This is a genomic window from Fructobacillus sp. CRL 2054 (assembly GCF_028764065.1).
GTDB lineage: Bacteria > Bacillota > Bacilli > Lactobacillales > Lactobacillaceae > Fructobacillus.
In genome coordinates this window covers 46349-69585 of the sequence record NZ_JACOFN010000003.1, presented here as the reverse complement: position 1 = coordinate 69585, position 23237 = coordinate 46349, and the positions used below count along the sequence as shown (strand labels likewise).

Genomic DNA, 23237 nt, shown 5'->3' with positions numbered 1-23237 from the left:
AAGGGGAGTAGTACTTATGTCAGCCTTAACGTTTAATGGTAAAAAGGTCCTTGTCCTTGGTTGGGCAAAGTCAGGAAGGGCAGCTACAAAGCGCCTGGTCGATTTGGGGGCAACGGTTACTGTTGCTAATCGCGATGCAATTAAAGAAGACGCCGATGTGGTTGCTTTAAAAGAAGCCGGTGTGACTTTTATTGAAAACGATAAGGCGGAAGCGCTTGCTGCTGATAGTGACTACCTTGTTAAAAATCCTGGTATCTTTTATAACCACCCAATCGTGGAAAAGGCTGAATCACTCGGTGTACCAGTTTTGACAGAAGTTGCTGTTGCTTTGTCAACCTTTGAAGGGCGCTTGATTACCGTAACGGGATCAAATGGGAAAACGACAACGACTTCATTGTTGGGCTTGATGTTACAACACGACCCCAAGCAGGGCAAAGTTGTGATTGCTGGTAACATTGGGACACCGGTCTGTGACGTTGTGGGTGATATGGGTAAAGAAGATACCCTTGTTTTGGAACTTTCAACCTTCCAGTTGGTCGGTATACCAGAAATTGCGCCTGATATTTCAGTGATTACCAACGTTTTTGCTAACCACTTAGACTTCCACCATAACCGTGAAAATTACTTGGCGGCTAAGGAACGGGTGGCAATTCATCAAAAGCCGGGCCAAGCCCTCATTTTGAATGGGAATGGAAAAGATACACCAGCCATTGCCCAGTTGACTGCTGGTCGTGTGCTGATGTTTAACCCTGACGACCAGAACGCCTTTGCTCATGAAAATAAGGCGGGTGATTTAGTCTTGGACGGTAAAGAATTAATGCCATTTGCCGATGTTAAATTGGTAGGCCGTCCAAACTTGGAGAACGCGTTAGCCGCAACGGCAGCTGCAACGGTTGCAGGATGCAGCCAGGATGCCATGCGTTCCGTTCTAAAGACCTTTGCCGGTGTTAAACACCGTTTGCAATTCCTCTTTAAGAAAAATGATGTGATTTATTATAATGATTCAAAGGCGACGGATATTGAAGCAACACAAGCTGCGCTATCAGCTTTTCAACAGCCAACCATTTTGTTGGCCGGTGGATTAGACCGTGGGGATGATCTCAACCGTTTGGTTCCAGATTTAAAGCACGTCATTCAAGTGATTGCCTTTGGTCAAACAAAGGATAAGGTTGTGGCGATGGCTAAGGCTGCTGGAATTCCGGTAGAGGTTGTTGAAAACGTTGAGGAAGCGGCACCTGTTGCTGTAAAGATGGCTAAGCCAGGTGAAGTGGTTTTGCTTTCACCAGCTGCTGCTTCTTGGGATCAGTATCCTAATTTTGAAATTCGTGGTGACAAGTACGTTGCTGCACTAGAAAAAGCTTTGGAAAAGAAGGATTAATTCATGAAAGTCATGCTCTCAGGTGGCGGCACAGGCGGTCACATTTATCCAGCACTTGCACTAGCAGAAGTGATTAAGCAGAAGGAACCGGATGCAGAATTTATGTACGTTGGTTCATTCCGCGGTGTTGAAAAAAATATCGTACCAAAGACGGGAATCCCATTTAAACAGTTACATGTTCAGGGATTTTCTCGCTCACTATCAATGACGAACTTTAAGACTGTTTGGCTGTTTTTGAAGGCTGTTTCTCAGGCCAAGAAGATTATTAAAGACTTCCAACCAGACGTTGTTGTTGGAACTGGTGGTTATGTTTCAGGGGCTGTGTTGTATGCCGCCCAACAGTTGCACATTCCAACGGTCATCCATGAACAAAACTCAGTAGCGGGTGTGACAAACAAGTTTTTGGCACGCAAGGCTACTAAAATTGGAATTGCCTTTCCAGATGCGAAGGCCTTTTTCCCAGCTGAGAAGACAGAATTAATTGGAAACCCACGAGCACAAGAAGTGGCCAACATGACGTCTGACTTTTCATGGAAGACCTATGGCCTATCCGATGATAAGAAAACCCTCTTAATCTTTGGTGGGTCACAGGGAGCCCCAGCCATTAACTTGGCAACATTGGAAGCAATCCCAGAGTTTAACAAGCGTAACTACCAAGTTGTTTTGGTAGCTGGACCTAAGCGTATTGATAACTTCATGCGTTTGCTCAAGGAACAGGGGAAGACGCTATCCGATAACATCAAGGTTTTGCCTTATATCGATAACATGCCAGCCGTGATGCAAAAGGCCTCTGTCCTTGTTTCTCGCGCTGGGGCAACGTCGATTGCCGAATTGACGGCTCTGGGGCTACCATCCATTTTGGTTCCTTCACCATTCGTTACGGGTGATCACCAGACTAAGAATGCCAAGTCCTTAGTTGATGCTGGTGCGGCTTTGTCAATTAAAGAACCTGATTTGAATGGCCAGTCCCTTGTAAAGGCTGCGGATGCATTGTTGGAAAACGATGCACAGGCTCAAGCAATGGAAGGGCAATCAAAGAAAGTCGGTATCACAGATGCTGGCGACCGTTTCTACAATTTACTTAAGTCCGTTATTAAGTAGGAGAGAATCGTGCAAGAAGAGCTAGGCAGAATAACAAAGAAAAATATTCTGACCAGTGCCTGGTGGGCCCTGGCTTTTTTTGCTGTATCTGGATTAATTTTGTTAGTTTGGCGACCATGGTTGCCGATTAAAACCGTGTCGGTTGATTCGGGTAATATTCCGACCGAAACAATTGAGAATCAACTAGGTATTAAAGCAGGGTCCTACCGATACGAAGTGGCCTTGCAAGAGGCTTTCTTAGCTCGAAAATTAAAGTCTAAGAATGCGAAGGTTTCGCAAGTCGAAATGCACTTATCAGGGCAAAAGTTGTCAATCGTCGTTTCTGAAAAAATTAACGCTGGTTTTGTTAAATTGAATGGGCACTGGTACCAGTTGGATTCAAATGGTAACCGCCAGTCGGTTAAGGAGCCGGATGGCCGGGGACCCGTTTATTCAAACTTCCAGTCAACCAGTCGAATCAAGGCGGTGGCTAAAGCGGTTGCCTCACTTGATTCAGTTATTCGGCAAGATATCGGTGAAATTCGTTTTGCACCAGATAGCAATAATGATAGTAAGTTAATATTGATTATGAATGATGGGAATACCGTATATGCCAGTCAAAAGACTCTAGCAGAAAAAATGCGTTATTATGCTGGTATTGCACAGTCGATGAGCCAAAATGGTGTTGTTGATTTGCAGGTGGGTTCTTATTCATATAGCTATGGTTCTTAAGCTGAAAAATTTCTAACAAATTCGTCCTAAAACCTACCGGATAGGCGGTCGATATGTTAAGATTATCTTTAGGTTTAGTTTCAAAATTTTAAATTATAAGGGGACAAGTACATGACCCAAAATGGCGTGATAGTTGGTTTAGATATCGGAACAACCATGGTAAAAGTGGTTGTTGCCCAAAATAATGGTGGCCGATTCAACGTCATTGCTACAGGTTCAGCGGCCGGTGCTGGTTTGAAACGAGGCGTAATCGTCGATATCAACCAGACTGCTGAAGCTATTACAAAGGCTGTTTCACAGGCTGCTGCTAAGGCAAACGTTTCAATTGAAGAAGTAGTGGTTGGCTTGCCTGCTAACCAGGTCACAATTCAAAAGATTTCCGGCCTTGTATCAATTGAGAATCAAAACAAGCAGATTACTGGTCAAGACGTCGTTAATGTAACTAACCAGGCATTGAACTCACTTTCATTAGCTGAACAAACACCCGTTGAATTTATTCCATCGCAATTTATCGTGGATGGCTTTGATGGAATCAAAGATCCAACGGATATGATTGGTGTTCGGCTGGAAGTGCAAGGCCTTGTCTACCTGGCACCAAATAAAGTTGTGGACGGTATTAAGACCGCTGTTAAAAAAGCGGGCCTACATTTGGCTGCAATGGATTTGGCACCAATGGCATTGGCGCCATCCTTCCTATCTGATGCCGAACAAAATTTTGGAGCAATCTTAATTGATATTGCTGGTGGTCAGTCAACGGCTTCCGTTATTCATGATCATAAGGTCAAGTACATGACGGTTGATTATGAAGGTGGCGTGAACGTTACCAAAGATATTTCAACAGTCCTTAGCATTTCTGAAAGGGAAGCGGAGGCTGTTAAAGTCAAGTATGGTTCTGCTGATTCAAAGCAGGCTTCAGCTGAACAAATCTTCTACGTTGATGCCGTGGGCTTAACAGAGAAGAAAGCGGTTGATGAAAAGTACTTATCAGAGATTATGGAAGCACGTTTTGACCAAATCTTTGACCGCCTTGACCAACAGTTAGACAGTGTCGGAGCCGATGACCTCCCTGGTGGGTACATCATTACGGGTGGCTCAGCTGCGACACCTGGACTCTTGGCAAAGGCACAGGAACACTTCGGTGAAAACGTACAAATTGCACGTCCCAACCAAATCGGCTTGCGCCATCCAAGTTTCGCCCGTGCCCTCGCGTTCGCTTCCTATGAAGCGTTCCAATCAGACCTTCAAAAAATGATTAAGTCAGTTTTGATGGGTCAACAGGTCTACCAGGCGGTTGCCAAGCCTTATCACCAGGCTGAAACTAGTGAACCAGTAATACAAACTACTGAAGAAGATGAGACTTTTATTGAAGAAGATGCGCCTAAAGAAGGAATCTTTAAGCGGATGAAGAATTCTTTGAGCTCATTATTTGCAGAAACAGACGACGAAGACTAACCATACCAAAGGAGTATTTTCATGGACTTTACAATCGACGAAACGCAGGGAACAGCCGGCGCGGTAATTAAGGTCATCGGTGTTGGTGGCGGAGGTTCAAACGCCATTAACCACATGATTGAAGATGATATCCAAGGTGTGGACTTCATCGTGGCCAATACTGATGTCCAGGCTTTAGACAAGTCTGCTGCAAAGCAAAAGATTCAGATTGGTCCTAAGTTGACCGGTGGATTGGGTGCTGGTTCCAACCCCGAACGCGGAGCAAAGGCTGCCGAAGAATCACAAGAAGAAATCGAAGAAGCATTGAAGGGTGCCGACATGGTTATCATCACCGCCGGAATGGGTGGTGGAACTGGTAACGGTGCTGCCCCAGTCGTTGCTAAGATTGCCAAGGACATGGGCGCCTTGACTGTTGCCGTCGTTACACGACCATTTGCATGGGAAGGACCTAAGCGTTCAAAGTACGCGACTGAAGGGCTCCAAGCTCTTTCAGAACAAGTTGATTCATTGGTCGTTATTACTAACGAACGCTTGAAGGACCAAATCGACTTGAAGTTGCCAATTATCGAAGCCTTTAAGGTTGTTGATGATGTGGTTGCTCAAGGTGTTCGAGGTATTTCTGAATTGATTACCAACCCAGGATTCATCAACTTGGACTTCGCGGATGTGAAGACGGTGATGGAAGATGCCGGACCTGCCTTGATGGGTGTTGGTTCTGCTACTGGTGAATCACGTGCCGTTGATGCAACACGTTCAGCTATTTCATCACCACTTTTGGAAGTGGATATGACGGGTGCTTCAGAAGTGCTCTTGAACGTTACGGGTGGACCAGACCTTTCCGTATACGAAGCACAATCAGCTGCTGATGTCATTAACCAAGAAGCTGGCCGTGACGTGAACGTTGTCTTCGGAACTTCCGTTGACATGGACATGAACGATGCCATCCGTGTGACGGTTATTGCAACCGGTTTGCAAGATGGTAAGAAGCGTCCTGCAACGCACACTAACACTGTTGCAGCACCAAAGGCTGAAAAGCCAGCCGCTGAACAGTCAGCACCAACGAACAACCAAGCCGGATTGTTCTCACGCTCAGCTTCAGACGGAGCTGAAGGTGTTGATGCTAAGAACGACCCATTTGCTGACTGGGACATTACCACAAAGCAACAACAACCAAAGCAAGACGAAAAGCAATTCGATGGCGTTGCCAAGCAAGCTTTTGATCCCGTTGAGCCTGTTAACCAAAATATTGACCTCGACCTCTCTTCAGAAGACGATGACAAACCACCTTTCTTTAAGAAGCGCTAAGGAGGAATGACAGATGGCTTTTGATAAAATTAAAACACTATTCTCTGGTGATGATGATTACTATGAGGAAGAGTATGAAGAAACAGCGCAAGAACAGGAAAAGCCTGCTCCTGCTAAGGTAAATAAGCAGATGGCACCAGTGAAGAAGCAAAACAAGAACACTGTTAACACAGCGGAAACAAGTGATGCTATTGCACGTATCGCTTTGTTTGAACCAAAGGTTTATGCCGATTCCCGTGCCATTGCCTCACAAGTGATTGAAGGTGACGCTGTTATTGTTAACTTCTCTCAACTCGAAGAAGACCCTGCACGTCGAATTTTGGACTACATTGGTGGCGCTGTTTATGCTGTTGATGGTTCCATGGAACGCATTGGTGAGAAGATTTTCTTGTTGACACCATCAACTTATGAAGTTGCCGGTTCAATGAGTGAAAATTTGGACAACCAAACTCGGTATTAATATATGATTTTATCGATGATTTTCATCATCCTTAGTTATGTCATTCAGATTTATTCCTATGCTCTGGTGATATACATTTTAATGTCCTGGTTACCTGGCTTGTACCATACATGGTTTGGTCGAGAATTAGGAAAAATTATTGAACCATACTTAGCTTTATTTTCCTTTATTAAGCCTCTTGGCATTTTGGACTTACGTCCACTTGTTGCCTTCTTTGGTTTGGAAGCCTTAAGTTATGCTTTGGCATACCTTCAGGTGCTGGTGAGTTAAGATGGTTGATAATCAAGCAGTAGCCCAGCACTTCGATTCCGAAGAGCGGGCTTTTGTTTCACAAGCAACCGATTGGTTGCAAACAGTTTCAAATGAATATCGGGTTGTTTTAACACATTTTTTGAATCCAAGAGAACGACATATCTTATCGATCCTTATTGGTGATCGAACGGATATTAAATTTGAATCCTTCGGGATGTTTGATCGTGCTGAAAAAAGGCGGGTAGTGATTGCTCCCGAATTCATCGAGATTGAACAGTCTGATTTTGAAGAATTACTCTTGCAAATTCATTTTCCAAAAAAGTTTTTGGAGTTACGCCATAAGGATTTACTTGGCGCTTTTCTTTCTGCCGGTATCGACCGTTCTGTTTTTGGCGATATTTTGTTAGATAAGGATGCCGGCATTGCCCAGGTGGCGATTGAAAAAAGACAGCAATCCTTTATCGAACAAGAGATTTTACAAATTGGAAAAGTCAGCACGGACTGGCAGTCTGTTCCCATTGAACAGGCACTTGTAAAAGAAGAGGAAGGGGAGGAAAAGTTTCTACTTGTTCCTTCACTACGTTTGGATGCTGTGATTGCAAGTTGTTTTAACCTCTCTCGAAGCCAAGTCAAAGAATTGATTGAAAGCGGATTCGTTGCAGTGAATTGGTCTAAGACTTTGAAAGCAAATCGAACAATTCACTTACATGATGTGATTTCTGTTCGAAAAAAAGGGCGAATTGCTCTCCAAAGCTTGGCAGGACACAGTAAAAGCGATAAAATAAAAGCAGTTTTTCAAATCATTCACCGTTGAATAGAATGATGCAGAAAGGAAGAACAGATGGCATTAACACCTGATGAAATTTTAAACCATGAATTTACCCGTAAGGGATCTCGTGCGTATGTTGCTCGTGAAGTGGATTCCTTCTTAGACGAAGTGAACAACGACTATCGCTCAATCATTGCGGATTATCAAGAATTGCAAAAGAAGAGCCGCCAGCAACAAGAACGTATTGAACAATTGGATGCACAAAAGGACCAAGTGAACGAATCAATTATGTTCGCTCAGTCTGCAGCCTCACGTCTTCGCTCTGAAACGGAAGAAGAAGTGAAGTCTCAATTGGAAAAGGCTCAACAAGAAGCTAAGGAAATTGTTGATAACGCCCGTCGTAAGGCGGAAGACGAATCAAAGCGCTTGGCTCAACAAAACGTTGATTTGATTGATGAACAAAACCGTTTGCGTGAGCGTGTTCAGTCATTTAAGAATTCATTTGTTGAATTGATTGATGAGCAAAAGGCACTTTTGCAAGAGGATAAGTTGTCTCAGGCTGTTGAAGCTTTGCCTGCTTCTATTATTTCTGACCAAGTGTTAGAAGAACTAGACGGTGAAGAAGAGTTAGAGTTGCCAACTGATTTGGGTGAAATTCCTGACTTTGCTAAGGGCCCAATCGAAAAGCAGGCCGATTCTGAAGTTAGTAATGAAGACGCCGAAGAAGACGATGCGGACGCGAAAGAGTCTGCTGAACCAACGGTTGTTGTTTTCCCAGAATCAGAAGAAAAATAAAGATTGAAGCGTAAGACGCGCTATTGACTAGATATTGAAAGCGAGCCATGTCCGGTGAAAGATGGCCAATCCCTCGAGTCCTTAGTATCACTTGCGTTATTCCAAGGCTGAATCCTAGTAGGCCCTGGCGAAGGACAGCCCGTTAGAGCTGTATGAAGCACCAACTTTTTGGTTGGTGGAAGAATAGGTGGTACCACGTTCGTTCGTCCTGTTTACCCTTTGGGGTAAACAGGACTTTTTTATTACATTCGCTAAAAATTAATAGAGGAGAATCCCATGAAGTACAAAGACACCCTGAACCTCGGAAAGACAGCCTTTCCAATGCGTGGCTCCTTGCCAAAGACTGAACCAGAACGTCAAAAGGTCTGGTTTGAAGAAGACCTTTACGGTCAACGTTTGGCCCAAAACGAAAAGAAGCCTCACTTTAACCTACACGACGGCCCTCCATACGCCAACGGTAACATCCACATTGGTCACGCTTTGAACAAGATTACCAAGGATATCATTGTTCGCTACAAGAATATGTCTGGCTTCTACGCGCCTTATGTTCCTGGATGGGATACGCACGGTTTGCCAATCGAGCAGCAATTGACGAAGGCCGGTCACGACCGTAAGTCAATGCCAAAGTCGCAATGGCGTAACTTGGCCAAGGACTTCGCCTTGGAACAAGTTGAAAAGCAAAAGAAAGACTTCAAGCGTCTTGGGGTCATGGCTGACTGGGACCACCCATACATTACTTTGCAGCCTGAATTCGAAGCAGCACAATTGCGTGTCTTCGGTGCAATGGCTAAGAAGGGCTACATCTTTAAGGGTGCTAAGCCTGTTTACTGGTCATGGTCATCTGAATCAGCCTTGGCTGAAGCCGAAATCGAATACCACGACTTGAAGTCAACGTCACTCTTCTATGCCAACCAAGTGAAGGATGGTAAGGGTGTCTTGGACAACGATACTTACTTGGTTGTTTGGACGACGACACCATTTACGGTTACTGCCTCACGTGGTGTGACAGTCGGACCCGACTTTGACTACGTTGTGGTGAAGCCTGAAGGTTCTGATAAGAAGTACGTGGTTGCCAAGGAATTGCTTGAAACCATCGCGCCAAAGTTTGGTTGGGATAAGTACGAAGTTCTTGAAGAGCACAAGGGTTCAGAACTTGAAAACATCACAGCCTACCACCCATGGGACAAGGATGTTGCCGAAGTTGTCATGGTTGGTGATCACGTTACCTTGGATTCTGGAACTGGTTTGGTCCACACGGCCCCTGGTTTTGGTGAAGACGATTACAACGTTTCAAAGCCTTACGGTTTGGAAGTTGCTGTTACCGTTGACGAAAAGGGAATGATGACCAAGAATGCCGGTCCTGACTTTGAAGGTCGTTTCTACGATGACGTCACTGGAACGGTTATTACGAAGTTGCAAGATGCTGGTCTCTTCTTGGCTAAGGAAACAATCAAGCACTCCTACCCATTTGACTGGCGTACAAAGAAGCCAATCATCTGGCGTGCCGTGCCACAGTGGTTTGCTTCAATTGACAACTTCCGTCAAGACATCTTGGACCAGTTGGATGAAGTAAAGTTCTACCCAGCATGGGGTCAAAAGCGTTTGCACAACATGATTGCCGGACGTGGCGACTGGGTTATCTCCCGTCAGCGTGTTTGGGGTGTGCCATTGCCAATCTTCTATGCTGAAGACGGCGAAGCTATCTTGGATGCTGACATCATCGAACACGTTGCTAAGCTTGTTGAAAAGCATGGCTCAAACATCTGGTTCGAAAAAGACGCCAAGGACTTGCTTCCTGAAGGTTACACGAACGTTCACTCACCAAATGGTATCTTCAAGAAGGAAGAAGACATCATGGATGTTTGGTTCGATTCCGGTTCTTCATGGAACGGTGTGATGCGTCAGCGCCCTAACTTGGACTACCCAGCTGACCTTTACCTGGAAGGTTCTGACCAATACCGTGGATGGTTCAACTCATCCTTGATCACGTCAGTTGCCGTAACGGGTAAGGCACCATACAAGAACTTGCTATCACAAGGATTTACTTTGGATGGTAAGGGAAACAAGATGTCAAAGTCCCTTGGAAATACGATTTCACCTGCTGAAGTCGGTGACCAATTAGGTGTTGAAATCTTGCGTTTGTGGACTATCACAGTTGATACGTCACAGGACATGCCTGTTTCAAACGAAATCTTGAAGCAGGTTGCGGATTCATACCGTAAGATCCGTAACACGATGCGTTTCTTGTTGGCTAACACGTCTGACTTTGACTACGCCAAGGATGCTGTGCCATTCGAAGACCGTCAAGCCCATGACAAGTACGCCACTGTTTTGTTGAATGATCTTGTTAAGGATTTGGAAGACGCTTATGAGAACTACCGTTTCAGCGATGTTTTCTCAAAGTTGATTAACTTCATTAACGTTGATTTGTCAGCCTTCTACTTGGATGTTGCCAAGGACGTTGTCTACGTTGATGCTCCTGATTCAGCAGAACGTCGTTCAATGCAAACGGTCTTCTACGAAACGGTTCAAGCATTGACGAAGTTGATCTTGCCAGTTTTGCCACACACGGCCGAAGAAATCTGGTCATACTTACCAGACGATTCAACAAAGTTTGCCTACTTGCAAGAGATGCCTGAAGTACGTGACTTGCCAGGTGCAGAAGACATCAAGGCTAAGTGGCAGACGGTCTTTGAAATCCGTTCGGCTGCTAACAAGGCCATTGAAGAAGCCCGTTCAGCTAACCTGATTGGTAAGAACGCGGAAGCGGCTTTGACTTTGTACTTGTCAGACGAGCAAATCGCCACGGTGGATGCCTTGGGTGTTAACCTGACACTTGTCATGATGGTTTCACAGCTTGATGTTAAGAAGGCTGATGAAGCTTCATCTGGCGTCAAGGAATTCGATGGTATGAAGATTGAAGTCGAAAAGGCCCGCGGTGGTTTGTCGCCACGTGACCGTCGTTACCACGAAGACTTGGGTGTTGACCCTGCCTTCCCAGAATTGGCTGGATACGAAGCGAAGATTGTACGCGAGTACTATCCTGAAGCTGTTGAAGAAGGATTTGAAAAGTAATTTTCTTTCCGACTTGGCCTAAATAAAATCAAAATTAAAAGCATGTCAAGTAATTTAGCTTGACATGCTTTTTGATATCTGGCATACTATTACTTGTAAAGAAATCGGAGGAAATTATTCATGTCAGTAAAGATTCGTTTGAAGCGCATGGGTGCTAAGAAGCGTCCATTCTACCGTGTTGTTATCGCCGACTCACGTTCACCACGTGATGGTCGTTTTATCGAAATCGTTGGAACTTACAACCCAATCACTGTTCCTGCCCAAGTTAACTTGGACGAAGAAAAGATCATGGGTTGGTTGGCAAATGGTGCACAACCTTCAGACACAGTTCGTAACTTGTTGTCAAAGGCTGGAATCATGGCTAAGTACGCTGAAACTAAGGCAGGCAAGAAGCCAGCCGCTGCAAAGCCAGCAAAGAAGGCTGCAGCTAAGCCAGCTGCTAAGAAGGAAGCTGCTGCTTCATCTTCAAAGCCAACGACTAAGAACACAGTTGCTGAAATCAAGGCATACTTGGACGCAGCAGGTACTAAGTACCCATCATCAGCTAAGAAGGCTGACTTGTTGGACTTGGTTTAATCAAGTGTTAAAAAACTACCTTCGGGTAGTTTTTTTATTTTCTTTGAAAAATGATTTGGCTTGCGGGACATCTTTTAAATAGGAGTGATAGCAAATAATTTGCTATAATAGACGGTATGGAAAGTACAAATTATTTTAAAATTGGAAGCATTGTGAATACTCATGGTATCCGTGGGGAACTAAAGGTAAAGGCCATTACGGACTTTGCTGAAGAACGCTTTGCAAAAGGAGCAACGGTCTACCGCTTGTCAAACAACCAGTACATTGCGGAAACGGTTGAAAAAGCCCGTGTCCACAAGGGAATGTGGTTGATTACCTTTAAGGGGATTACCAACATTAACGAAGTCGAAGCCTATAAGGGCGAAGACCTTTACGTAGCTGAAGCCGACCGTGATGATCTCGATGATGGGGAGTACTACTACTCTGATATCATCGACTGTACCGTTCAGGATGAAGACGGACAGGTAATTGGTGCTGTTAAGGAAATCATGGAAACCGGTGCCAACGACGTTTGGATTGTGAAGCGTCCAAAGGGTGCCGATGCCTTGATTCCGGTTATTGCTGACGTTGTCAAAGACGTGAATATCGATGATAAAGTCATTACGATTGACGTTTTGGAAGGGTTATTAGACTAATGAAAATCGACGTGCTCTCACTTTTTCCAAACATGTTTGCGCCAATGCAAGAGTCCATTATTGGAAAGGCCATTGACCGTGGTTCACTGTCATTTTCCGTAACGGACTTTCGTGACTACACAACCAACAAGCACAATAACGTGGATGATTATCCATTCGGTGGTGGGGCAGGAATGCTTTTGATGGCACAGCCAATGTTTGATGCCATCGAAGCCATCAAGGAAAAGGATGACAAGAAGTCCGCTGGCCACGTTGTTTTGCTTGATCCAGCTGGGAAAAAGTTTGACCACACCGATGCGGAACGCTTGGCTTCCTATGACCATTTGACCTTTGTCTGTGGCCACTACGAAGGCTATGACGAGCGAATCAAGACTTTGGTAGACGAAGAGCTATCACTTGGTGACTACGTGTTGACCGGTGGGGAACTTGGAGCCATGGTCATGATTGATGCCACGGTTCGTTTCTTACCAGATGTTTTGGGTAACCGGGAGTCAGCCACTGGGGATTCTTTCCAAGATGGCTTGTTGGAGTACCCACAGTACACGCGTCCTGCTGACTTTCGCGGGATGAAGGTGCCGGAAGTGCTAACCTCTGGTAACCATCAAAAAATTGCAGAATGGCGTTTGAAGGAGTCGTTGAAAAAGACCTACTTACGTCGCCCAGACTTACTAGAAGGACGTCAGTTCACGAAAGAGGAACGTGACCTTCTGGATGATATTAAAACAGAGTTGGACGAAGGGTAAAAGACGTCCAACAGAGGGGTAGAATGATGGAATTAGAATTTTTAGGGACCGGATCTGGTCAGCCATCAAAATTTCGCAATGTTGCAAGCATTGCCCTCCGTTTGCTAGACGAGCGAAACGCCGTCTGGCTTTTTGACGTTGGTGAAGCAACGCAACACCAAATCTTAAAGACGACGATTCGTCCTCGAAAAATCGAAAAGATTTTTATTTCCCACCTACATGGTGACCACATTTTTGGTTTGCCAGGCTTACTTTCTTCCCGTTCTTTTCAAGGAGCGGATAAGAACGAACCTTTGACCATTTACGGACCAAAGGGTGTCCGTTCCTTTGTGACGGCCGCTCTACGCGTTTCTGAAACACACCTCTCTTATCCAATTAACTACGTGGAACTAGAAGAGGGTGTGATTTTTGAGGATGAAATCTTCAAGGTGATTGCAGAACCTCTACGTCACCGCATTGCGGCCTGGGGCTTCCGTGTTGAAGAAAAGCCACACCCAGGTGAGCTTTTGATTGACAAGGTCAAGGCGGATAAGATTCCTTCTGGTCCTGTTTATGGCCAGTTGAAGGCCGGTGAAACGGTTACCTTGGAAGACGGACGTGTTGTGAACGGTAAAGATTACCTTGGTCCTGCACAGCCGGGCCGTGTGATTACCATTATTTTTGACACGATGCCAGCTGAAGCAGAGTATTCTTTGGCAAAGGACGCTGATGTTTTGGTACACGAGGCAACCTACGGGATGTCAAAGGAAGAAGGAAAAATGGCTCGTGCACACGGCCATTCTACTTCACGGGATGCTACTAATCTTGCCAAGAAGGCTGGCGTTAAGAAGCTCATCTTGACACATATCTCAGCCCGTTACATCGGACCACTCTTACAGAAATTTATCGCAGACGTACATAAGAACTTTGCTAACACCTATGTCGCCCGTGACATGGACATTGTCAATGTCCCATTTGAAAAGGAGCAGCATGACTAGGAAGTGGCAAATACTTGCACAACCAGATAGCGATAAGAGCCGGATCTTACAGGACGGTTTGGGCCTTGGCCCCGTCACTGCCGGTTTTTTAGTTCAAAAGGGAATTGATACGGTGAAGGCGGCAGAGGCCTTCTTGAATCCGTCCTTTGATCAACTGCACGACCCAAACGACTTCTACCAGATGGATGTCGCGGTGGAGCGGATTCAAGAGGCCGTTTTCTCCGGAGAAACGATTTTAGTTTACGGCGATTACGACGTCGATGGTCTCACTTCGACCACCATCATGACAGAGGCTTTGACCTCTTTGGGTGCCGATCTTGTGTCCTATATTCCCAACCGCTTTACTGACGGTTATGGTCCTAATCAAGCAACCTACGAGCGCTTGATTGACGAAACGGGGGCTAGCCTCATTATCACCGTCGATAACGGTGTTTCTGGTAAGGAGCCGATTGCCTGGGCCAAGAGCCAGGGCGTTGATGTGGTCGTGACCGACCACCATGCCTTGCCCGAGGAATTACCGGATGCAGTGGCGGTGATTCATCCTCGTCATCCTGAAGGAAATTATCCATTTAACGATTTGTCTGGTGCTGGTGTGGCTTTCAAAGTCGCTCAGGCCGTTCTTCAAGACGGAATGCCGGCTGAAAGTCTAGCTGACTTGCCAACCGAGTTCTTTGACTTAGTTGCCATGGGCGCCATTGCTGATGTGGTTTCACTAACTGATGAAAACCGGGCTTTTGTGACCTGGGGTCTGAAAGAAATTGAGCAGAATCCCCGGCCAGGTTTGGCAGCACTTTTAAAGTCTGCTAAGCACGCCAAGGATGCGCCGGTTCTATCTGAAACCGTTGGCTTTAAGATTGCGCCCCGTTTGAATGCCATTGGCCGTTTAGGGGATGGTAGCTTGGGGCTTGATTTATTAAGGACGAAGGATGAAGCAAAAGCCAAGGAGTTGGCTAAGCAGGTAGAAGAGATTAACAATCAACGGCGTGAGTTAGCTGACCGGGTCTTTGAAGAAGCCAAGGAACAGGCCCTTTCACCTGAACAGGCGGACCAACCGGTTCTGCTAATTGCCGGTGAAGACTGGCATCAAGGAGTTCTAGGTATTGCGGCTGCGCGTTTAACTGATGTTGTAGCAAAGCCGGTAGTTGTGATGACAAAGGTCGACGGGCTCTACAAGGGGTCCGGTCGTTCATACGGGGATTTTGATTTACACGCTTTCTTAGCTGATTTCCAAGACGACTACGCCTCCTTTGGTGGACATGCCGGTGCTTTGGGAATTGCCATTGATGTCGATAAGCTGGAAAAAGTTCGCGAACGTGTTTTGGCGGCTGGTTCGGGTCTGACTTTTGATGAAGAGCCTTTGGCTGTTAACTTGTTGATGGAGCCTTCGATGGTTACCAAGGACTTCTATGATCAAGCGACTCTCTTGGAACCATTTGGGCAAGATAATGCGCAACCAGTGATTGGCCTAAAGAACGTTTCGTTGACTAATGTTCAAGCATTGGGTGCTGAAAAAAAGCACCTGAAGATCAGCTTTAATGGTGGACGTGGTCCGGTTGAGGCGCTGGTCTTTAATGACCCAGCACTCGTTAAAGAGGCGCAGGGGAAGCGTGAAGCAACCATGGCCGGAACGGTTGGTGTGAACACCTTTGCTGGCCGGACTCGCTTACAATTAATGTTGGCTGATTTGAAATTTTCGAACGAAAAGAAAAGTAGCCAGATGGGGCAGGCCGAAGAAAAAGTCGCGTCCGCAGCTTCAAAAATTGAGAACCATTCACAATCAAAGAGCCAGTTTTCTTCAACAAAGGCGGACTTTGCAAGGATTTATAAATATCTTTATGTTCATCAAGAAGAGAATGTGGTCGATGGTTTAAGTCAAGTATTAACTGATTTGACGATTCAAGAAATTGAATTTAAATTAATAATTCAGGTCTTTTTAGACCTTGGTTTTGTTAAAATGGAAACAGGACGTATTCGTTGCTTAAAGCAAACCGAAAAACGAGCACTTACTGATTCAATAACATATCAACGCTATTTTGCCGGTTAAACCGGTGTGAGGAATAATATGACTAAGATTGATTTACATGACTACGTTGCTTCCGTAAAGGACTATCCAGAAGAAGGTGTTATCTTCCGTGACATCTCACCATTGATGGGAAACGGTGAAGCTTATAAGGAATCGATTGACCAAATTGTTGATTTTGCCAAGGATTTGAACGTTGATTTGATTGCCGGACCAGAATCACGTGGATTTATTGTTGGTTCACCATTGGCCTATGCGATGGGAATCGGCTTCGTGCCAGCCCGTAAGATGGGAAAGTTGCCACGTAAGGCCGTTTCTGCATCATACACTTTGGAATACGGTGGTGTGAATGAATTGGAGATTCACGAAGATGCCATTAAGCCTGGTCAACGCGTGTTGATTGTTGACGATTTGTTGGCAACTGGTGGAACCATTAATGCAACCCGTAAGATTGTTGAAGAGCTTGGCGGCGTTGTTGCTGGTGTGGCCTTCATTATCGAATTGAAAGACTTGCATGGCCGTGACAAGATTATGCAAGCGGGTCAAGTACCATTCTTGGCTTTGATGGAATACTAAAAAAGAGAGTAGTAAGAGGGAGAAGAGAGACAAATGCTATGGTGGGCGTTGTTCATTATCATTATTGTCAACGGCCTGTTGGCCTTGATTACTGTCTTTCGTGAACCGCGGGATATCGCAGCAACCTGGGCCTGGATTCTGGTGTTGATTTTTATCCCCGTTATCGGATTTCTGATTTACTCTTTCGCTGGTCGAAAGCTGCCCCAAAGGCAGCTTTTTGCGTATCAAGATCAGGATATTTCAGAAATTGAGAAATTGATTCGAAAGCGGATGACAGATGGACCGGGACCATCTGTTGCTGATAAAGTCGCAATGCTCCCTCGCTCTGCCCAGTCCCTAGTGACACTCTTTCAGCGGATTAACAGAACCCCTCTGGCGACCAATAACCAAGTTCGTTTGTTGACCTCTGGTCAGGACTTCTTTGACCGGTTGAAGCGGTCGTTACGCGAGGCGAAGACAAGCATTAACATCGAATTCTACACTTTTTATTCCGATGATTTAGGACATGAAATATTAGACATTCTTGTTGAACGGGCTAAAGCGGGGGTAGAAGTACATGTCTTGTACGATTCCCTTGGTTCGGCCGGTACGACTTTACGTTTTTTTGCTCCATTACGCGCTGCGGGTGGTCATGCCGCTCCCTTCTTGAAACGTCGTTTTAACATTGTGAACTTCCAGTTGAACTTCCGCGATCACCGTAAGATTGTTGTGATTGATGGTCAAGTTGGCTACATTGGAGGATTTAACATTGGTGACCAGTATTTAGGTCGTAAGAAGAAGTTTGGCCATTGGCGGGATACGCATTTGAAAATAGTTGGTTCTGGGGTTTACTATCTTCAAGCACACTTCCTGCTCGATTGGAATGCTTCTGTTTTGACAAAGCCAATGCATGTTTCCGATGAGCACTACTTCCCTGAATTACCAGAGCATAAAATTGGTGATACCGATTTACAGATTGTTACTTCAGGACCTGATTCGGATGATGAACAAATCAAGATGGGCTATATTCGTTTAATTCAGTTGGCTAAAAAGCGCTGTTGGATTCAAACACCTTACCTAATTCCGGACGATTCGACGATTGATGCCTTACGAATTGCCGCTAATTCTGGGGTAGATGTTCGTATCATGATTCCTTGCATGCCAGATCACATGTTTGTTTATCGAGCTACGCAGTATTTCGCTTCTCAGCTAGTCAAAGATGGTATTAAAGTCTATTGCTATAACAACGGGTTCTTGCATGCGAAGACGATGGTAGTGGATGACCAACTTTCATCAGTTGGTTCCGCTAACTTTGATTTCCGTTCCTTTAAATTAAACTTTGAGGCGAATGCTTTTCTATACGATAAGGAAATTGCTCAGCAATTAGCCGCTCAGTATGAAAAGGATATTGAATGTTCAACGGAGCAAACCGTTGAGAGCTTTGCTGAACAAGGCCGTTGGTTGCGCTTTAAACAGGTATTCTCGCGTTTACTGGCACCAATTTTATAAAAGAAAAAGAGCCGAAGGGCTCTTTTTTATTTGGCAAGGTAGATTTTATCATCGAAGGCGTCGAAGGCTTGGTAGTGAGCGTTTAAGCTTTCTGGCAGTGAAAGCTTGGCATTATCCCAGAAACGCTTCGAATTGGTTGAGGGTCCCTTTTCGCCAATGACAATGAGGTCGAAGGGAAGACCGGATGATCGTAATTCCTTTAAAATCTCCCAATCAAAGGTTTGACCATTGGGTGACCAGGCAAGTAAAAAAACGGGGAGTGTTCTTGCTTGCCCGGATTGAACTGTATGGATGGCTTCTTTCACTGCTTCTAAGGCGTCTTGTTTCTTAACTGTTGTCCAGGGTTCGGCTTCTTCCACATCTTGTCCGACCCAATCGAGTTTATCAATTGGGCTTGCTTGCAGACCCAGTGACTGTATTCCAGATGAAATAGCTGCATTACCAGCGGCAAGTTCAATTAGGGAACGACCGCCTAGCCAAGTGGCCAGGTCATGTAGGAAGTACTTATTTAGAAGGAACCAGATACCATATTGGTTGATAATGGTTTCTCGGACTTCCGACATGGCTTCATCTAGTGGGAGAAGGCTAGGGTCGCGGAGCAATTGCTTTTCACTGTATAGCAATGGAGGAAGAGCATGTGCGGGGATTTCTTTCTTCGCTAGGGCATGCAAGCTGTTTTCGACTGCTTGAATTTGATTGAGCTGTTTTGTCCGCCCCGCATAGCGTACCTTTAATTCAGACAGCCGTTTGTCATCTAACATTTTTAATCTCCCTGATATTGATTCATAATCTACCTCTGGTAAAGTAGAAAGAAAGGTTATTTCTAGGAGTTAGTATACCATGGCGACATTTCACTTAACGGATTCAACTTGGGACGAAGGACTCGGACGACTCCTGCCAGCAGGCTATCAGGAGCAGGCAGCGGCCTTTTTGAATCGGGTCTATAACGAAGATACACCCACTTATCCAGCGCGTCAGCGCGTTTTTTATGCCTACCAGGAAACGCCCTTAGAAAAGACGAAAGTCATTATCTTAGGCCAGGATCCCTATCACCAACCTGGACAGGCACAAGGTCTTTCTTTTTCCGTTCCAGACGGTATGAAAACGCCACCTTCTCTTCGTAATATTCTAAAAGAGCTTGATGATGACCTTGGCGCGGTTCGTTTGCACCAGGACTTAACGCCTTGGGCCAAACAGGGGGTTCTGCTTTTAAACGCCGTGTTAACTGTTAAGGATTCGCAGGCTAACGCCCACCAGGGGCAAATTTGGGAAAGCCTGACAGATGCTACCATTCAATTGGCATCTGATGATTCCAGCCCGAAGGTTTTTATTCTCTGGGGAAGTTTTGCACAGAAGAAGGCGAAACTGATTGATTCGAGTCGACACTGCATTATTCAATCGGCTCATCCTAGCCCATTGTCGGCCTATCGTGGCTTTTTCGGTTCAAAGCCATTCAGTCGGGCCAATGACTTTTTAAAAAAGTCTTCACTTTCGCCAATTAACTGGTTAGAGTGACTTCTTTTTAAAGGGACTTTGCTATAATTTAATTAAGTAATTACTTTTTTGAGGAGAGCCATCATGTCACTATTTGATGAACTAAAAGAAAAGATTCAAGACGAGCAGATTCGCCTCGTTTTTCCTGAAGGGGAAGATGTTCGTATCCAAGGTGCTGCCACGCGCTTAGCAGATGAAGGACTCGTTCAACCAATTCTATTGGGTGATACAGATGCCATTCAAGAAACGGCAGAGACGGCTGGCTTTGATTTAAGTAAAGTTCAAGTGGTTGATCCAGCCAAGCAGTCTGCTGCTGACCAATCCGCTATGGTAGAAGCCTTGGTTGAACGCCGAAATGGTAAGACCGATGCAAGTACGGCCAAAAAGTGGCTAACTGACGTCAACTACTTTGGAACGATGATGGTTCAAATGGGCCAAGCCGACGGTATGGTTTCTGGTGCCGTACATCCAACTGGTGACACGGTTCGACCAGCTTTGCAGTTGATTAAGACTGAACCTGGTTCACGACGAATTTCAGGGGCTTTCTTCTTGCAAAAGGGCGATCAGCGCTATGTCTTTGCTGATTGTGCCATTAACATTGAACTCGATGCGCCAACGATGGCCCAAGTTGCGATTCAATCAGCGCAAACCGCTAAGGCCTTTGGTGTAGACCCAAAGATTGCCATGCTTTCCTTTTCAACGAAGGGATCGGCTAAGGGGGAAATGGTTGACAAGGTTGTTGAAGCAACCAAGCTAGCCAAGGAAATGGCGCCTGAATTGGCTGATAAGATTGATGGCGAGCTGCAGTTTGATGCCGCTTTTGTTCCTTCAGTAGCGGAAGCGAAAGCCCCCAATTCAACTGTGGCTGGACAGGCCAATATCTTTGTTTTCCCAAGTTTGGAAGCTGGAAACATCGGTTACAAGATTGCCCAACGCCTTGGTGGTTTTGAAGCAATGGGACCAATTTTGCAGGGATTGGCTAAGCCTGTTTCTGATTTGTCACGTGGTTGTTCAGAAGAGGATGTTTATAAGGTTGCTATTATTACGGCAATCCAATTCCAGAACCAAAAGTAATGGATCAGTTGACGGTAGAAGACTTTGGAGGACCAAATGAATTTCTTTTTGAACAAAGGATTAGGACATGGAAATTCAGGGGTTGAGCACGCCCAATTCTACCGTAAGCAAGCTTTTGAGGATTTAAATCAGCCAGTTAAGCTAGTTTATTCGGACTTACTTCCTAAGCTGCACGAACACATGCGCGAATGGCATTTGGCGGAAAAGAACGTCATTAATCTTTACGATTATTTGATGGCAGATGATCCGGAACGGTATCTTGAAGAGGGGTTAACCGAGGCAGAGCAGGAACCCTATGACCAAACGGTTTTGTCGGACTTTAGCAAAACCAACCGGGTGATCATTGAACAGGCAACATCCGGTTACGTCATTCGACGAATGAAAGAAAAAGTCTTCAACGATAAGAAGCAGCTTTACATTGTTTCTGATGCGCAAGTGGTGCTTTCTGCTGGAAAGCGCCGTTTATCATGGGGTTACCGCCTGGTGGATGAAACACGGGAGATGACGGCAATTTCTCTGGAAAATTTTCAGGGAAAAAACTATTATTTTCAAAACTTTTACCAGCTTTTAACCTTTTTCATGGAGGCATTACAAGAGCATTTTGGCCCATCTCGTTACTTCTTTGACCGGGGGTTAGACTATGACGAGTACCTTGTGGCTAATCGTAAGGAACACCAGCAGGATCAATTGATTGCCGTTGTTCATGCCAACCACCGTTTGGCAAACATTGGGAAACGGCTGGTTTTTAATCAGTTTTACCAGTATTTGGCAAATCACTTATCCGCCTATGACGCGGTGGTGGTGGCGACCCGTCATCAGCAAGTTGCCTTGCAATCTGATTTGGATTTGCTCGGCTATGGTAATGATGAAAAGGCGAAGGTTCATGCTATTCCAGTTGGCTTTGTGAAGCAGGTTCGGGCCGAATCCTCAACGGTATCTGATTCTGAAAAAACATTGCGTTTGGTTACTGCTTCTCGTTTACACCAGGAAAAGCATATTGATCAAATTATTTTAGCCGTTGCTGCGCTGAGGCGGGCAGGGGTTCTAGCAGATTTGACGATTTATGGTTCAGGCCAGGAACAGAAGGCTTTGGAGCAACTCATAAAAGAGCAGGGGCTGCAGAAGTACGTCCACCTCGCAGGACTTTCACAGAACCTCTCAAGTGATTTAGGGGAGTTTGACCTATATGTTTCGGCTTCCTATTCGGAGGGTTTTGGTTTAACCTATTTGGAAGCGTTGAGCCAGCGATTGCCAATCATTTCCTATGCCAATGAATATGGTGCCCAGGAATTGGTTTCAGACGGTTATAATGGCTATCTGGCGCCTTTTTCAATTGATGATAATCAAATCCCTGAAAACGTGGACGCTTTGGTTTCAGCGATCATTAAGGCCGAGGGCCAGTTAGAAGAGCTCAGCCAGGGTGCTGGTTTGACAGCCCAAGGTTATTTGAAAGAAGCTGTAACAAAGGCTTGGCAAAAGTTATTGGAGGACCTTCATGAAAATTGAGTTGATCGAATCACTTGATAAGCGTGCGGAACCTTCAGTTGCCTGGCAAATTGAACAGGTTCGAAGGGGACAGGCCGACTGCTTGTTTTTGCTGAATCCCCATGAGGATGCTAAGTCCATTTGTGAATCGTTAGGATTAAAGGATAGTCAGGTTTTTGATATGGCTAGCCGGGAGTCTTTGGAATCTGTGCCTGGTGGTTCCGGTCGTTTTCTCTTTGATATAAAGGTGCCCAATCAGGGGCAGATTAATTTGGACGAAGAAGGGGCTGTGAACTTCTCCTCAGCCGGGCAGCGAATAGCAAATGTCGTTTTATTCTCAAACAGCCATTACCTTGTACAGGCGATTGCTTGGCTTGACCAAGACGGCCATGTGAGTCGCAAGGATGTCTACAGACGGAATGGGCAGCTATTTGCGCAGCAGTATTTTAACCGTGGTGAGCTGTTAGAATCTGATTTCTATTTTGGACATGATATCGCAGTTTTATCGGACTTTTATTTCCTTGGCCGCCGAAATTTCTCCCGTGTTTTTGGAATTAGCTATCCAAGCTACGAAGCAGCTCAGCAAGATTACTTTGCTAAGATTGAAGGCGAGAGTGAAGTTGAGATAACCAAAATCGGTTCTTTGGGGACGATTGCGAAAAAGGCCGTTCTGGCCTTACCCCAGGGGCTATTTGATGAAAACGAAGCCGTGGATGCTGAAGTTCAAATGATATTGGAAAATCCAAGTTATCCGATTGATGAAGTAAGGGTTTCAGCTGAAGATTATCAAAAGGCTGAGCGACTTGGACTCCCCCTATACAAATTGAAAGTAGTCAATTTTTAAGCCCGAGCGGGCGTACATAGTAGTGAA

At 45.3% G+C, this 23237-nt stretch carries 22 protein-coding genes; 21 read left to right on the top strand and 1 reads right to left on the bottom strand.

What is annotated here, in order from left to right; all coding sequences use genetic code 11:
* The first annotated feature begins 16 nt into the window (after positions 1–16).
* The 17 genes from murD to cls all read left to right on the top strand — a co-directional run bounded on the left by murD (position 17) and on the right by cls (position 18313).
* Positions 17–1378: a UDP-N-acetylmuramoyl-L-alanine--D-glutamate ligase gene (gene murD / locus H7198_RS02050; RefSeq protein WP_274458154.1), complete on the top strand. Its 1362-nt coding sequence runs from the start codon at positions 17–19 to the stop codon at positions 1376–1378.
* 3 nt (positions 1379–1381) lie between these two features.
* Positions 1382–2479, top strand: coding sequence for an undecaprenyldiphospho-muramoylpentapeptide beta-N-acetylglucosaminyltransferase (murG, locus tag H7198_RS02045; protein ID WP_274458152.1), 1098 nt, complete (start codon positions 1382–1384; stop codon positions 2477–2479).
* A gap of 9 nt (positions 2480–2488) precedes the next feature.
* Entirely contained in the window at positions 2489–3190 is a 702-nt protein-coding gene (locus H7198_RS02040; protein WP_274458151.1) for a cell division protein FtsQ/DivIB, read from the top strand.
* 111 nt (positions 3191–3301) lie between these two features.
* Positions 3302–4642, top strand: a complete 1341-nt coding sequence (gene ftsA / locus H7198_RS02035; RefSeq protein WP_274458150.1) for a cell division protein FtsA — start codon at positions 3302–3304, stop codon at positions 4640–4642.
* A 21-nt stretch (positions 4643–4663) separates the two neighbouring features.
* On the top strand, positions 4664–5947 hold the full coding sequence (gene ftsZ, locus H7198_RS02030; RefSeq protein ID WP_274458149.1) for a cell division protein FtsZ: 1284 nt from the start codon (positions 4664–4666) through the stop codon (positions 5945–5947).
* A gap of 13 nt (positions 5948–5960) precedes the next feature.
* Positions 5961–6407, top strand: a complete 447-nt coding sequence (locus H7198_RS02025) for a cell division protein SepF (RefSeq protein ID WP_274458148.1) — start codon at positions 5961–5963, stop codon at positions 6405–6407.
* 3 nt (positions 6408–6410) lie between these two features.
* Positions 6411–6677 (top strand): YggT family protein, encoded by a 267-nt coding sequence (locus H7198_RS02020; RefSeq protein WP_274458147.1) that lies wholly within the window; start codon positions 6411–6413, stop codon positions 6675–6677.
* A gap of 1 nt (position 6678) precedes the next feature.
* The gene (locus H7198_RS02015; protein ID WP_274458146.1) at positions 6679–7473 is read left to right on the top strand and encodes a YlmH family RNA-binding protein; all 795 of its coding nucleotides are present in this window, start codon (positions 6679–6681) and stop codon (positions 7471–7473) included.
* A 27-nt stretch (positions 7474–7500) separates the two neighbouring features.
* Complete coding sequence (locus tag H7198_RS02010) at positions 7501–8223, top strand: DivIVA domain-containing protein (protein WP_274458145.1); 723 nt, start codon at positions 7501–7503, stop codon at positions 8221–8223.
* A 276-nt stretch (positions 8224–8499) separates the two neighbouring features.
* Positions 8500–11298, top strand: a complete 2799-nt coding sequence (ileS, locus tag H7198_RS02005; protein ID WP_274458144.1) for an isoleucine--tRNA ligase — start codon at positions 8500–8502, stop codon at positions 11296–11298.
* A gap of 120 nt (positions 11299–11418) precedes the next feature.
* Positions 11419–11874 carry a 30S ribosomal protein S16 gene (gene rpsP, locus H7198_RS02000; RefSeq protein WP_091502116.1) on the top strand — a complete coding sequence of 152 codons (456 nt, stop codon included), beginning with the start codon at positions 11419–11421 and terminating at the stop codon, positions 11872–11874.
* Positions 11875–11990: 116 nt separating this feature from the next.
* Complete coding sequence (rimM, locus tag H7198_RS01995; protein ID WP_274458143.1) at positions 11991–12509, top strand: ribosome maturation factor RimM; 519 nt, start codon at positions 11991–11993, stop codon at positions 12507–12509.
* Positions 12509–13252 carry a tRNA (guanosine(37)-N1)-methyltransferase TrmD gene (gene trmD / locus H7198_RS01990; protein WP_274458142.1) on the top strand — a complete coding sequence of 248 codons (744 nt, stop codon included), beginning with the start codon at positions 12509–12511 and terminating at the stop codon, positions 13250–13252. The genes rimM and trmD overlap by 1 nt, the downstream gene beginning before the upstream one ends.
* A 26-nt stretch (positions 13253–13278) precedes the next feature.
* Complete coding sequence (gene rnz, locus H7198_RS01985; RefSeq protein WP_274458140.1) at positions 13279–14229, top strand: ribonuclease Z; 951 nt, start codon at positions 13279–13281, stop codon at positions 14227–14229.
* Positions 14222–16273, top strand: coding sequence for a single-stranded-DNA-specific exonuclease RecJ (gene recJ, locus H7198_RS01980; protein ID WP_274458139.1), 2052 nt, complete (start codon positions 14222–14224; stop codon positions 16271–16273). The genes rnz and recJ overlap by 8 nt, the downstream gene beginning before the upstream one ends.
* Positions 16274–16291: 18 nt before the next feature.
* Complete coding sequence (locus H7198_RS01975) at positions 16292–16825, top strand: adenine phosphoribosyltransferase (protein WP_274458137.1); 534 nt, start codon at positions 16292–16294, stop codon at positions 16823–16825.
* A gap of 33 nt (positions 16826–16858) precedes the next feature.
* On the top strand, positions 16859–18313 hold the full coding sequence (cls, locus tag H7198_RS01970) for a cardiolipin synthase (RefSeq protein ID WP_274458136.1): 1455 nt from the start codon (positions 16859–16861) through the stop codon (positions 18311–18313).
* A 26-nt stretch (positions 18314–18339) separates the two neighbouring features.
* On the opposite strand, the gene H7198_RS01965 is transcribed toward cls, so the two are convergent.
* Positions 18340–19074: an SAM-dependent methyltransferase gene (locus H7198_RS01965; RefSeq protein WP_274458135.1), complete on the bottom strand. Its 735-nt coding sequence runs from the start codon at positions 19072–19074 to the stop codon at positions 18340–18342.
* Between the two features lie 79 nt (positions 19075–19153).
* Here H7198_RS01965 and H7198_RS01960 point away from each other — a divergent pair, with 79 nt between their 5' ends.
* The 4 genes from H7198_RS01960 (at position 19154) to H7198_RS01945 (ending at position 23210) form a co-directional block, all read left to right on the top strand.
* The gene (locus tag H7198_RS01960; protein ID WP_274458134.1) at positions 19154–19828 is read left to right on the top strand and encodes a uracil-DNA glycosylase; all 675 of its coding nucleotides are present in this window, start codon (positions 19154–19156) and stop codon (positions 19826–19828) included.
* 63 nt (positions 19829–19891) lie between these two features.
* On the top strand, positions 19892–20881 hold the full coding sequence (gene pta / locus H7198_RS01955) for a phosphate acetyltransferase (RefSeq protein ID WP_274458133.1): 990 nt from the start codon (positions 19892–19894) through the stop codon (positions 20879–20881).
* 36 nt (positions 20882–20917) lie between these two features.
* On the top strand, positions 20918–22387 hold the full coding sequence (locus H7198_RS01950; RefSeq protein ID WP_274458132.1) for a glycosyltransferase: 1470 nt from the start codon (positions 20918–20920) through the stop codon (positions 22385–22387).
* Positions 22377–23210, top strand: a complete 834-nt coding sequence (locus H7198_RS01945) for a hypothetical protein (protein WP_274458131.1) — start codon at positions 22377–22379, stop codon at positions 23208–23210. The genes H7198_RS01950 and H7198_RS01945 overlap by 11 nt, the downstream gene beginning before the upstream one ends.
* Positions 23211–23237: the final 27 nt, after the last annotated feature.

Bases quoted from the DNA above. Each gene is read 5' to 3' on its own strand.
- murD (WP_274458154.1), top strand. From the start codon at position 17: ATGTCAGCCTTAACGTTTAATGGTAAAAAGGTCCTTGTCCTTGGTTGG.
- murG (WP_274458152.1), top strand. From the start codon at position 1,382: ATGAAAGTCATGCTCTCAGGTGGCGGCACAGGCGGTCACATTTATCCA.
- ftsA (WP_274458150.1), top strand. From the start codon at position 3,302: ATGACCCAAAATGGCGTGATAGTTGGTTTAGATATCGGAACAACCATG.
- ftsZ (WP_274458149.1), top strand. From the start codon at position 4,664: ATGGACTTTACAATCGACGAAACGCAGGGAACAGCCGGCGCGGTAATT.
- H7198_RS02025 (WP_274458148.1), top strand. From the start codon at position 5,961: ATGGCTTTTGATAAAATTAAAACACTATTCTCTGGTGATGATGATTAC.
- H7198_RS02020 (WP_274458147.1), top strand. From the start codon at position 6,411: ATGATTTTATCGATGATTTTCATCATCCTTAGTTATGTCATTCAGATT.
- H7198_RS02015 (WP_274458146.1), top strand. From the start codon at position 6,679: ATGGTTGATAATCAAGCAGTAGCCCAGCACTTCGATTCCGAAGAGCGG.
- H7198_RS02010 (WP_274458145.1), top strand. From the start codon at position 7,501: ATGGCATTAACACCTGATGAAATTTTAAACCATGAATTTACCCGTAAG.
- ileS (WP_274458144.1), top strand. From the start codon at position 8,500: ATGAAGTACAAAGACACCCTGAACCTCGGAAAGACAGCCTTTCCAATG.
- rpsP (WP_091502116.1), top strand. From the start codon at position 11,419: ATGTCAGTAAAGATTCGTTTGAAGCGCATGGGTGCTAAGAAGCGTCCA.
- rimM (WP_274458143.1), top strand. From the start codon at position 11,991: ATGGAAAGTACAAATTATTTTAAAATTGGAAGCATTGTGAATACTCAT.
- trmD (WP_274458142.1), top strand. From the start codon at position 12,509: ATGAAAATCGACGTGCTCTCACTTTTTCCAAACATGTTTGCGCCAATG.
- rnz (WP_274458140.1), top strand. From the start codon at position 13,279: ATGGAATTAGAATTTTTAGGGACCGGATCTGGTCAGCCATCAAAATTT.
- recJ (WP_274458139.1), top strand. From the start codon at position 14,222: ATGACTAGGAAGTGGCAAATACTTGCACAACCAGATAGCGATAAGAGC.
- H7198_RS01975 (WP_274458137.1), top strand. From the start codon at position 16,292: ATGACTAAGATTGATTTACATGACTACGTTGCTTCCGTAAAGGACTAT.
- cls (WP_274458136.1), top strand. From the start codon at position 16,859: ATGCTATGGTGGGCGTTGTTCATTATCATTATTGTCAACGGCCTGTTG.
- H7198_RS01965 (WP_274458135.1), bottom strand. From the start codon at position 19,074: ATGTTAGATGACAAACGGCTGTCTGAATTAAAGGTACGCTATGCGGGG.
- H7198_RS01960 (WP_274458134.1), top strand. From the start codon at position 19,154: ATGGCGACATTTCACTTAACGGATTCAACTTGGGACGAAGGACTCGGA.
- pta (WP_274458133.1), top strand. From the start codon at position 19,892: ATGTCACTATTTGATGAACTAAAAGAAAAGATTCAAGACGAGCAGATT.
- H7198_RS01950 (WP_274458132.1), top strand. From the start codon at position 20,918: ATGAATTTCTTTTTGAACAAAGGATTAGGACATGGAAATTCAGGGGTT.
- H7198_RS01945 (WP_274458131.1), top strand. From the start codon at position 22,377: ATGAAAATTGAGTTGATCGAATCACTTGATAAGCGTGCGGAACCTTCA.